Below are 11,752 nucleotides of genomic sequence, written 5' to 3'. Positions count from 1 at the left end.
TCTTCTTTAAATTTTAAATTTTTTCTATTTTATATTTCGTAGTGTCTTGGTGGGTTTCCTGAGAAGTCTGCTATTGTTGCTTTTCCTGAGAAGGTGAATACTTCGAATGTTGGGTTGTCTGCTGTTTGGTATAATGTTTTCACAAGTTCGTTTGAGTCGATTACTTTCTGTTTTAATTCAAGGTCGTCTATGAATTCTACTTCTCCGCTTACTCTTAACCATTCATATTCTGGGGTTGCTGTTGTAATTTCGAATTTTGGATCTGCTTGTAATTCTTTGTATACTGGTTTTGTGTTTGCTGTGCAGAAGTATGGTTTGTTGTTTTCTTGGAAGTAGTAGAGTATTGGTCTTACTTTTGCTTCTCCGTCTAATCCTTTAGTTGCTATGTATACAAGTGGGTTTTCTTCTAAAAATTTTAACATAATGATTCACATCCTTTTATCTTAAATCTTTGATCTTAAACATTTAATATTAAATAAAATATTTTTTGTTTAATCTTAATTTCTTTTATTTGCATTTAATTGTATAATTAAACATATATAAAGAATTTTTGTAACTTTTTGGTAACTTGTAATGTTTTTTTTACATTATTTAGTATTTGTGTGTTACCTGTTTTGTCTTTTACATATGTTTTACAGTTTGTTATTTGTAATGCCATATATAAAGAGTTTTTGTTACTTTTTGGTAACTTATGTTGTTTAAAACATTAATCATAGAGTTATAGGTTAATTATTATCTCTTTTATACATGATTTACAATTTCTTATTTGTATAATTACTTATAAATGGTTTTTGTAACCATCAGGTAATGTAACTGTAAGGTTACCTTAAAAAAACAATTGTTTTTTCCTTTTTGATGATCTGAATTTATGAGAATCTTTAAAAAAAGACGGTATAATTAATATTTGAGTATTGTTTTAAGTGTAGAAATGAGTTTTATCTAACTTATTTTTAAATTAAAGAATTTAAACTTAACTTTAAAATGTTTTAGTTTGGATTCTGTATTCTTCAATCTGTTAAGGTATGAAAAAATAGTATTTTTAAAAATTGAAAAATAAGAATTATATTAAATCAACAATGTCCTTTAACGATTTATTTAAATCATTGTCAATTGATATTCTTTTATTTATTTCACTTGGAATGCGTGCATCCCCCAGATTCATTCTAATTAATGTCATATTTAAATATCTGTAGGAGTATTGTTCGAATGGGAATCTAATTATAGTCGGTGTATTATATCCCACACCTAATTCTAATAATACCGTGTTTTTATCTAATGAATCCTTAATAAATTCCACGTAATTGTTATAGTTTTTATAATTAGGTTCTTCAACAAACCTATTATCACATCTAAGGTTTTGGATTAAAAATTCTCCACAATTAGGACAATAGGGGATATCATCACTACTAATGGTATAGTCATCTACTTTATTTTTTACCATTGATTTGATGTATTTCTCATTGTAGTAAACCTCGTTAGAGCAAGGGATGATACATTGGAACTGGGAATATTGTCCCTGAGGTTCAAATATTTTGTCCTGTGAAAATCCTGCTTTTTCAAGTTGATAATCCACATTTGTTGATATAATGTAATAGTTCTTATCTTTAACTAATTTATATAAATTGAGATATGGTTCCGTTGCTGGTGTTTTGTACCTTATTTCGTTAATGTGGTGAGACCAGAATCCCCAGTATTTACACGCATTCTCTTTATCTATATTCATCCAGAATTTTCCCATAATGTCCCCAATAGTTTTATAGCCTAATCTGGCATATTGTGGATAATGTTCTTTAAAAAATTCCTGACTTCCATAGTTTAATCCTCCTGCTGCAGATAATCCGGATCCTACACCTATGACTATATTTTCTGCATCGGAAATTGCGTCATATGCTTTTTTAATATTTTTATTGTAGTTGTTAAACATTTTAGCTCCTTTTAATATTTTTATATTAGTTTGGTATTTTTTAATAAATCGAATTTCTTTTCCTCATTTAATCTATCGAATTTCTTGAATTCAATCTTCAAGTAGTTCTGTATAGATTCTTAGTTGTTCGTCCTCAAAAACATCAAAGATTACCTTTTCAATGCCAGTTTTTGGATTATTTTTCAGATAGGTAGATACAGCTTCATATGCAAGTTTTGCCGCATCTTCTTTTGGAAAATTAAACACTCCTGTTGAAATGTTTGGAAATGCAATTGTTTTTAGATTATATTCATCTGCAACCTTTAAAGAATTGGTGTAACATGATTTCAACTCTTCCTTCTGTTTGTTGTTTGGTTTTGCACCTGGTGCTAAAGCAGGTCCAACGGTATGAATGACATATTTTGCAGGTAAGTTGTATCCTTTGGTTATTTTTGCTTGTCCATTCTTTTCATCATGGCCCTGTTTTACCATGATCTTGTTACAGTCATATCTTAATTGTATTCCTGCTGCAGAGTGTATTATATTGTCAATACAGCTGTGAAGTGGAATAAAACATCCGAGAAGTTTTGAATTACATGCGTTTACAATTGCATCGACTTTTAAAACTGTAATGTCTCCATGAAATATTCCTATTTTGGGATTTCTTTTGGTTTCTTTAATTTCATCTGAGCTAATTAAGTTTTTAGAATTTGTTTCATAACTTAATAACTCGTCTTGAACTTCTAGAAATTCCTTGGATATTGGTCCTGGTAGACGAATATTCATTAAAGATCTTAAAAGTAATCTTTTACTTTGATAATCTTTGGGAATATCTATCTTTTCATCTAACTGTGATATTAATTCATTTAGTAGAAAATCTACTTTCTCTTCTTTATTCATAATGGCCTCTTAAAATTTTATAAATTTTAATTAATAGTTTTAGATATAAAAATAGTTTAGTTACCTTAAGGTAATCGTTTTGTTTTAAAATTAGAAAAAATAGGTAATTGATAAATAATTTATATATAAAATGATTTTAAAAAGAATTTTTTTTTTATTTTGTACCATAGATTCTATCACCGGCGTCTCCAAGACCTGGAAGAATGTATCCCTTATCATTTAAATCCTTATCTATTGCAGCACAAAATATTTCAACATCCGGATGATTTGAATTGATTGTTTCAATTCCTTTAGGTGCTGCAACAATACATAAAAGTTTAATCTTACTTACTCCATCTTCTTTAAGCATACTAATGGCTGCTGATGAACTTCCCCCAGTTGCAAGCATTGGATCTATAATTATAACTTCCCTTTCTGATATTCCTTTCGGCATCTTATAATAATATTTCACTGGTTTTAGTGTTTCCCCGTCACGATAAAGACCTATATGACCTACTTTTGCATTGGGAATAACATTTATCACTCCCTCCAACATGCCCATTCCTGCTCTAAGTATTGGCACAATTGCATAATTATCCTCATTTAGCATGGCAGTTTCCATTTTATATAAAGGTGTTTCTATTGTGATTTTCTCTAATTCTGCATCACGGGTTGCTTCATATACTAGGAGTGTGGAAATCTCTGTAATCAGTTCCCGGAATTCTTTTGTTCCTGTATTAACACTTCTTAATATACTAAGTTTATGGGTTATTAATGGATGATCTAAAACATTTATATTTTTCATCGAATACCTTCTTATTTGATTCTTATCTATTAAATTACATATTTGCTAGATAAATTATTATTTTTCATAAAAATTAAAAGGTTTCTAAAATCAGAAACCAATTAATTCGTATTTTCCATATTATTATTTTTAACATATCTAATGCTGCCTAGGATATGTTCAATGATATCCTTATTTTCAGAAATTACTAATAAGTTATCATGTGTAGTTGAATTTCCTACAGAAGCCATATAATAATTATCCTCTTTATTATACCAGATAGAATCATTATTTGCTTTATTTACATATTGTGATTCGTTCTGTGTAATGTCGATTGCTCCGGTTTTGTAGGATTCAAAATATGTGTCATAAACCACGGCCTTAGCAACAGATTCTGCAAGTCCGGAATCATAACTATTGTAGTAAAGAATGGAAACTTTATGTTCTGTATCGTTTAATGCAGTCATATTTTCAATGGTTTTATTGGTTATATTGTTTGATACAGGCATCTCTATGCTACATGTGTCACTTAACTGGACATTATTGTATTCCACATCGTTATTGTAGAATAGGTATAACCCTACAGCTGCAACTATAACAATAAGAATTATTAAAATTCCTATTATACGTTTCTTATTCATATTATTCCCCCCTTTTGTTCTGTTAATTTAATTTTTGTTTTATATCTATTTAAATTTTAAATTTTTTTAAATAATTCAATACTATTTATAATTATATTTATTTTAGGTAGGTTATCATCTAATAAAATCATGTTTTATATTATTTTTTGTTTAAATAAAAATTAAATACTAAAATCAATAAAGTATCCTATATATTTTAAAAAGGGAAAAAGACAGATATAATAGATAACTTTGGTGGGAATACTGTTTTTAAAGTAATCTTATGAGATTAAAATTAAGTTAAGGAAAAAATAATTTAAAAAATCTCATAAAAAGAATTGAATTAATAATGGATGTTTTAGATAAATTTATTAAAATTTATAGTTATATTAATTTAATAAAATCCTTTAAATTTTAAAAGTGATTTTAATTTAACTAATATTGGTTTAGAAAAAACTTATGTGGTTTTATGAAGTGGAAAATCTCTAATCTTGAATTGGATAATCAGGTTGTACTAGCTCCCATGTCTGGCGAATGTGATTTTGCATTTAGATCTATTGTTAAATCAATGGGCTGTGGACTTATAGGAACTGAAATGATTTCCACAATTGCAATTAAATATGCAAATCATAGGACCCATGAAATGTTATATATGACTGACTATGAAAGGCCTATCTCTGTACAACTCTTTGGACCAGATCCAGAATCATTTAGGATAGCATCAGAATATGTATGTGAAAATGTAAATCCCGAAATCATTGATATTAATATGGGATGTCCTGTTAAAAAGGTTGCAATTACCTCTAATTCAGGAAGTTCATTACTTAGAGATCCTGAAAGGGCATATGACATAGTTAAAACAGTTGTGGAAATGGTTGATATTCCGGTTACTGTAAAGATAAGAAGTGGTTGGGATGAAAATAATATTAATGCAGTTGAAATAGCTAAAATTGTTGAGGATGCAGGTGCATCTGCAGTTACTGTCCATCCACGTACAAGGGCTCAAGGATATGCTGGCAAAGCAGACTGGTCTATAATTAAAGATGTAAAAGATGAATTGTCCATACCTGTTATTGGTAATGGTGATATTAAGTCATGCTATGATGCTAAGAGAATGATTGATGAAACAGATTGCGATGCTATAATGATTGGTAGGGGAGCACTTGGAAACCCCTGGTTAATTAGGGAATGTGTTGATTACTTGGATAGTGGAATGGAACCTAAGGACGTAAGTGTTAAAGAGAAAATCAATGTTATAAAAGAACATGTTAATCTTTTCCTTGAAAATAAGGATGAGAATTTGGCTATCAGAAAGATTAGAAATCCTGTGTCACATTATATCAAACGTTTTCCTAAAAGCCGTGAAACATTATTAAAATTATTTAAGGTTAATACTAAGGAAGAGCTATTCAATTTATTAGATGATTATTATATATACTATAATTCCTTCGCTGATTAATGGGGAGTAATATCTGTATATTGATGATGGGATATATTATTATAGAATCTTTTTATTGTTTGAATTTTTAATTTATTGTATTGTGAAATTTATTTTTAAAAAATGATGATTTATGGATAGGTTTATAGATTTATTTAAGAATAGTCTTAGATATGCTGTTTCTGATTGGAAAGCTATTTTTATTTTGGGTGTTTTTCTTTATATTATTTCATATTTGGAAGATACTGTTTTTAAAAGTAGTGACATTCAAAACTTAAGTGGGTTAATTTTTATTGTCATTTTATTTGCTTTTTCCTTGATTGAATCCGGTTACTCTTGTAAGATTCTTGAGGAGACAGTAGACGGATCTGAAAAGCCACCCATTTTCGCTAATTATTTGGAGCTAATTCGGCATGGATTAAAAGATGAACTTGTTGTTCTTTTTTACATGATAATAATTGGAGTTATATTGTTCTTTTGTTTTGAATTAGAATTTTATAAATATGATTTCTTTGTTAGGGCAATGGGTTTGTTTTTTGTAGGCCTTATCTATTTAACAATGTTGGGCGGTCTTCTTAATTTGGCACATCACCATGGCAATTTTAAAAGTGGATTTGCTTTTAGGGAGATATTGGATTTGCTTGATAAAATTGGAATATATAACTTGGTAATGGTTTATTCTTTCATTGTTCTATCAGAATTTTTAATATATAGATTTATCTTTGTTGATATTTCTAGTAATGGAATAGTCTCATTTATTGTAAATTTTTTAATTATTCCATTCTTTGTGATATTCTCTAAAAGACTGTTTGCACTTTCAAGTTTATAGCTTCTTTAAGTAATATTGGGCTATTTGTTCTTTTTTTATTTTTTTTTTTAATTAAATTATAATTTGGATTCTTGTATTTACTTTTAGTATAATGCCATAATGGTGCCTATATGAATTGATAATTAAATCTTATTTTTAATGGATTATAGTTAGAAATTTTAGAATTTTTTAAACAAAGATGATGTTTATATATTTTTCAATAAAATTATATTTAGGGGCCTGAATTTTTTTTTATTTTTTTTATGGTTTATTTTTGCTTGTTTTTTATATTTTAAGTGTGATTTATTTTTTATTTTTAATAATACATTTTTAAAATTAGTTTTAAATAAAAAAAAGGCCGTTTAAATCAATAAATTTAAATAATAGGTGCAATAAATATATATTTGACGATATGTATGATGCACAATTTAAATTTAGATAAAAACGACCCGAATTATGTTATGTTAAACAAAATGTTTAAAATTATCGATTCTAGAAGATCACAGCAAATATTCATCTCAAATGGATTTAAAAATACTAAAAAACTAAGAACAGTCATTAAAACATAATTTATATGTATGTTTTTTGATTTACCGACAGAATTTGTTGTGAAAAATCTTAAAAGCAGAAATAAACTCATAAAATTTTTCAAAATGGATCAAGTTTTAGAAGCTCAAGAAATCTATGATTACTTGCAAAAAAATTTCAATCAAGGAATACGCCAATTCAGTAAATAGCATTTTAAAACACTTTGGAAACTACAAAAGAAGGGGAAAAAAGACTTTTATTGTAGATGCCACACCAATAGACTTAGATTTCAATTTCAATCGTAGAAGACAGAGTAAAGAAAAACTTGCAAAAATGAATTTAAAATGGAGTTATTCTTCTTCAAAAGGCCATTATATTGGATTTAAAGCTACATTTGTACTTGATTACGATTCATTAACTCCTGTTGCAATTTTATTACATTCTGGTGCCCCGAATGATTCAAAACTTTTTGAAGAAATTTTAGAAGAATTGCATAGAAGAAGATTAATAAGAAAAAGAGATGTGTTAATATTCGATAAAGGCTATTACAGCTTTAAAAACTACCAAATAGGAATTAACAAATACAAAATAGTTCCTTTCATTTTTCCAAAAAAATTTTTCACAAAACAAAAATTCGACGACAAATTAAGCTATCCATTAGACGTTTTTAGTAATAATAAGAAGAAACAAAACTCTAAAACTATATTCAAAAGATTAAAAAAAGAATTATTAAATAAACTTGTCAATTGGAGGAAATATAAACCAATACGTGGAAAAATAGAAGATTAGTTTAAAGTATTGTAAAATTCATTAGAAATGAGAAAAATACACAAATTCACACCGAAATCTGTAGAAAAAACACTATTTTCTTTATGTATTGTTAGGAACACTCCTCATACAACAATGCGATATGTCAAAAACAGCCCTACAAAAACTTTCCCAAATGTAAAAATTTCAGACCCCTAAATTATATTTTATTAAAAAATTTTTAATTAATATTTAAAACATTAAAAACTGTATATTTTTACTTAATTAAAAAAATTTTAATATTTCTTCTTTTTTTACTTTGTACATTTTATTTAAATAAAAATAAATGTAATTTATATAATTTTTTAATTGTTTTTATGAAATATGTATATTTGCTAATATAATTTGTTTCTGATTTTTGTATAGTTAAAACGATAACTTATTTATATTATAAAATTTAATTATATTGTATACGTTAATAAAAATGTATAAATAAATTACAATATGTGTTTAAACATTTTTTTAATTAAAGTGATTTGTTGGTTATGATGATTTGATTTTAAATTATTCCTTTAATTCATTTTGATTAAAATAGTTTTTCCATATGTTGTGTATTGATTTGAAAAAAAAATTGAAAGTTTCAAAATTTTTAAAAAATTATGGATTCAATTATTAACAGTTAGAGGTATTATTATGGAAAACAAGATTGTTGCAGCTATTATATCCCTATTTTTACCTGGGATAGGACAATATTTATTAGGCAGAGGAAAAAATTGGTTGTTTGTATTTATTGCAGTAGTTATCGTTGATATTATTCTTGCTTATGCATTAGGTTCTATCGGTACTTATGTTGCTGGACTTATTGGACTAGTCTTTGCAGCGGATGCATATGCTGGATTTATTGGTGATTTATAAATCTTTTTTTTAGATAGTTATAGGACTATTTATTTTAAAACAACTTCATTTTTTTTTAAAATTAATTTATAGGTGTAATTATGGCTTTATTTGATAAGTTAGCAGGACATGCTAGTGTTGATATGGATGCAGATTATGTGTCCGAGTTTTTCTTTGATGATGAGGAAATTATTCAGTCATTTCAGTTTTTAAGGGATCAAATCGTTCTTACAAATTATGGGATATATGATGTTGATGTTCAAGGATTAAGTGGTAAAAAGGTTGAAGTTAAATTCTTCCCTAAAAAAACAATTAAGACAATATCTTTTGAAACTGCAGGTACCCTTGATTTTGATGTGGATATTAAAATAGGTGTGGATGGTAACACTACTGTTACCGCTGAAGGTGCAGCATATAGTGCTCCTTTATCATTTAAAGTACCATCTGATCAAGCAGGGGAAGCAAAAGAAATTGTTAGGTTAGTTAAAGAAAATTATTTATTTTAAATAATTTTTTTATATTTCTTTTAATTTTAGATTTTAATTTTTTATTTATTTTTTATCTTACTATTTTTTATATTCTAAAATTATTCTTGTTAATTTTGATTTTAATCCTTTTTACTTCTTTGATAATCAATTCATTTATTTTTGTATTCTTTTTTATAAATTCAATTTAAAAATAGTTAATGTTGCTTATGTCTTAACTGGAATTATAAGTTTTAAGGATGGAATTTATATGGAAAGTAGAAGGTCATAATGTGTTCCTTATTAATTGAAAAAACATTAAAAAGAAAAAATCTAGCAGAAAAATTAAAGGATATAACTTGTTCATTAAGTAAACCCCTTAAAAATTATAGAATTTAATTCTTATAGAAATAGTTAATAATGAATATACTATTGAATTTTATATTAAAATCATGATTAAAAGATTATAATGGTAAATATCAAGTATATCCTTTATAAAAGTTCTTAAAAATAAAATTTAAAAAATGTAATCATTAATTTAATTATAAATTAAAATTTATAATATTTATTATTTTAAATTTTATAATTTATTGAAATAATTTTTTATAGATTTAGCCATAAGTTTTCTACGTTCTTTTAAAAATTCAAAGTAATCCATATTCCAAAACTCTTTAGGTAAATCATATTTTTCATTATAATTTGAAATTAAATCATTTCTCTCATAATCATTTAAACTATTAACCATCATTGGCCAATATTCTTTAGGAGCATTGTCACTAATTTTTATATTGTCTTTATATTCTATATAAATCATATTTGCTTGTTGATTATAATCTTTTTTATCATCAATTCCATTTTTTTTAAGATAATTCTTAGGGAAAATATGGTGTACGTCAATAGATTTTTTAGTAGATTTTGTTAATGGATTTAAATGATCTTTTAGAATAAATTTTGAGAATAGAATATTATCCTTATCATATATTTTAGAAGCAGTATAAACATTTCCGGCATAATTGTTAGTTGATGACTCTAATTTTTCTGGTAATGTTATATTCCAAAAATCTTCGGTTAATTCATTATTCATTATGTCATTTAATATCTTTGTAAAATCATTATATTTATTTCTAAATCTTGATAAATCCTGTTCATATCTTGTTTCCGGTGAAAATGAGTATCTTTGTGTTAACTGTGAGAATACAAACCATTTACCTATAATTCTATTTAATTTTTTATTTTCTATATTGAATTTATATTTACCAATTAAATAAATACCATATATTGCATAGAATCCAAATTTTGAACTAATAAGTTTATCATAATTAATGAAACCTAATGATTCTATTAAATTGCAATAATCATGCCAATTTGTAAGGTTTAAAACCTTTTCTTGTGATTGTTTAAATATGTTGAAGTTTTTTTCACGTTCCTCTTCAGTGGTAATTTTATTTTCTAAATCTCTACCTTTTAAAATGGAATAAGCATATTTTAAACGACCTCTTAAGAATGAAAATGCAATTATTGGTCTTAATAACTGTTCTAATTCTGGAGTAGCTTTTATGGTATTAAAAGGTGATTTTTCTTCAATATTTGGTTTTTTACATTCTTTTGTAAATTTTTCTAAGGATTTACGCCCTTCATCCCAATAAATAGACATTAATGTTAAAATAAAGTCAGATTGGTTTAATGGTTTTCCTTTACTATTGATTCTAACAAATATCTCAGAAACTTCTTCAGGATCTAAATTTTGAGATAGTTCAAGTACTGAGAATGGATAATGGTTAATATTTTTTATTTTTTCAATATTTTTTTCTATTTCTTCCTCATTAAATTCTATTTCTGGTTTATTTTCATGAAGATTATTTTCATATTCTCTTATAATATTAAGTAAACTTCCATTAAAAATATCGGTAATATTATTTATCCATTCGGGGTCCCCTTGTTTTGCTTTGTTTAAAACTTCAAGCTCTCCAGTTATGGGATTAAATGCTATTTTCGGTGTTCTTTTTTGATATTTTTTATCAATTACTGGTTTTCCGGTAAATATTGTATATAATGAGGTTAATCTTTGTTGTCCATCAATAACGAGTCGATTTGGTGTAGTGGATTTATCTGCTCCAATTGGTTTAACCTTTTCATTAGGTCCCCCAATCTTCCATAATATTATTAATCCAGTAGGTAATCCCTTGTATAAGGAATCAATTAAATCTCTAATTTGCTGGTTTTTCCATACAAATGGTCTTTGTAAATCTGGAAGTGCTATAATTCCAGTATCTACCTCACTAATTAAGCTAGATATTTCATAGGTCGTGTTATTAAATACTACCCCTTCAGTCATTTAATTCACCATTTATACTTTTATTTAATTTTATTTTTATATCTTTATCATTTTAAATTAGTATATAAAATTAAAAATAAGATTTCTGTATTTAAAATAATCCTTAAGGTGATGTTGAAATGGCTCCTAAAATCAGTATTAAAAATATTCCACAACAACATGTCAAGCCACTTCTATCATCAACAATTGAGGTTATTATCCATGAAATAAGTAAAATTAATATTAAGCCTGTAACAAATACATTTGCCCCCATAGTATCACAATACTATTTTGTCTATACATATATTTTTATATAATGTAAAAAATAAATTACAGTGTAAAATAATTCATAAATTAAATATTAATTATTAAT

The 11,752-nt window shown here is 26.1% G+C and carries 11 protein-coding genes and 1 pseudogene; 5 read left to right on the top strand and 7 right to left on the bottom strand.

Going from position 1 to position 11,752, the window contains the following annotated elements; genetic code table 11:
* Positions 1 to 29 precede the first annotated feature (29 nt).
* The 5 genes from ABM4_RS06745 to ABM4_RS06725 form a co-directional block, all read right to left on the bottom strand.
* A complete protein-coding gene (locus ABM4_RS06745; protein ID WP_016358932.1) occupies positions 30 to 422 on the bottom strand; it encodes a pyridoxamine 5'-phosphate oxidase family protein in 393 nt (130 codons plus the stop codon).
* Positions 423 to 1,060: 638 nt separating this feature from the next.
* Positions 1,061 to 1,924 carry an SIR2 family protein gene (locus tag ABM4_RS06740; protein ID WP_016358931.1) on the bottom strand — a complete coding sequence of 288 codons (864 nt, stop codon included), beginning with the start codon at positions 1,922 to 1,924 and terminating at the stop codon, positions 1,061 to 1,063.
* A gap of 90 nt (positions 1,925 to 2,014) precedes the next feature.
* On the bottom strand, positions 2,015 to 2,803 hold the full coding sequence (locus ABM4_RS06735) for a protein-ADP-ribose hydrolase (protein WP_016358930.1): 789 nt from the start codon (positions 2,801 to 2,803) through the stop codon (positions 2,015 to 2,017).
* Positions 2,804 to 2,957: 154 nt separating this feature from the next.
* The gene (gene upp, locus ABM4_RS06730) at positions 2,958 to 3,587 is read right to left on the bottom strand and encodes a uracil phosphoribosyltransferase (RefSeq protein ID WP_016358929.1); all 630 of its coding nucleotides are present in this window, start codon (positions 3,585 to 3,587) and stop codon (positions 2,958 to 2,960) included.
* 101 nt (positions 3,588 to 3,688) lie between these two features.
* The gene (locus tag ABM4_RS06725; RefSeq protein ID WP_016358928.1) at positions 3,689 to 4,207 is read right to left on the bottom strand and encodes a hypothetical protein; all 519 of its coding nucleotides are present in this window, start codon (positions 4,205 to 4,207) and stop codon (positions 3,689 to 3,691) included.
* Between the two features lie 448 nt (positions 4,208 to 4,655).
* Here ABM4_RS06725 and dusB point away from each other — a divergent pair, with 448 nt between their 5' ends.
* The 5 genes and pseudogenes from dusB (at position 4,656) to ABM4_RS06700 (ending at position 9,107) form a co-directional block, all read left to right on the top strand.
* Positions 4,656 to 5,645 (top strand): tRNA dihydrouridine synthase DusB, encoded by a 990-nt coding sequence (gene dusB, locus ABM4_RS06720; RefSeq protein WP_016358927.1) that lies wholly within the window; start codon positions 4,656 to 4,658, stop codon positions 5,643 to 5,645.
* 112 nt (positions 5,646 to 5,757) lie between these two features.
* The gene (locus tag ABM4_RS06715) at positions 5,758 to 6,453 is read left to right on the top strand and encodes a DUF4013 domain-containing protein (RefSeq protein WP_016358926.1); all 696 of its coding nucleotides are present in this window, start codon (positions 5,758 to 5,760) and stop codon (positions 6,451 to 6,453) included.
* A 395-nt stretch (positions 6,454 to 6,848) separates the two neighbouring features.
* Positions 6,849 to 7,909, top strand: a pseudogene (locus ABM4_RS06710) (transposase).
* Positions 7,910 to 8,400: 491 nt separating this feature from the next.
* Positions 8,401 to 8,622 (top strand): hypothetical protein, encoded by a 222-nt coding sequence (locus ABM4_RS06705; RefSeq protein ID WP_016358925.1) that lies wholly within the window; start codon positions 8,401 to 8,403, stop codon positions 8,620 to 8,622.
* Positions 8,623 to 8,702: 80 nt separating this feature from the next.
* Positions 8,703 to 9,107, top strand: coding sequence for a PH domain-containing protein (locus ABM4_RS06700; protein ID WP_016358924.1), 405 nt, complete (start codon positions 8,703 to 8,705; stop codon positions 9,105 to 9,107).
* Positions 9,108 to 9,645: 538 nt separating this feature from the next.
* Here the strand turns inward: ABM4_RS06700 and ABM4_RS06695 are convergent.
* Both ABM4_RS06695 and ABM4_RS09015 read right to left on the bottom strand, forming a co-directional pair.
* A complete protein-coding gene (locus ABM4_RS06695; protein WP_016358922.1) occupies positions 9,646 to 11,400 on the bottom strand; it encodes a DUF262 domain-containing protein in 1,755 nt (584 codons plus the stop codon).
* Between the two features lie 103 nt (positions 11,401 to 11,503).
* On the bottom strand, positions 11,504 to 11,653 hold the full coding sequence (locus tag ABM4_RS09015) for a hypothetical protein (protein WP_156815335.1): 150 nt from the start codon (positions 11,651 to 11,653) through the stop codon (positions 11,504 to 11,506).
* Positions 11,654 to 11,752 lie beyond the last annotated feature (99 nt).

It is taken from the genome of Methanobrevibacter sp. AbM4, assembly GCF_000404165.1.
GTDB classification, from domain to species: Archaea; Methanobacteriota; Methanobacteria; order Methanobacteriales; family Methanobacteriaceae; genus Methanarmilla; species Methanarmilla boviskoreani.
This window is presented reverse-complemented; position numbering and strand designations above follow the sequence as displayed.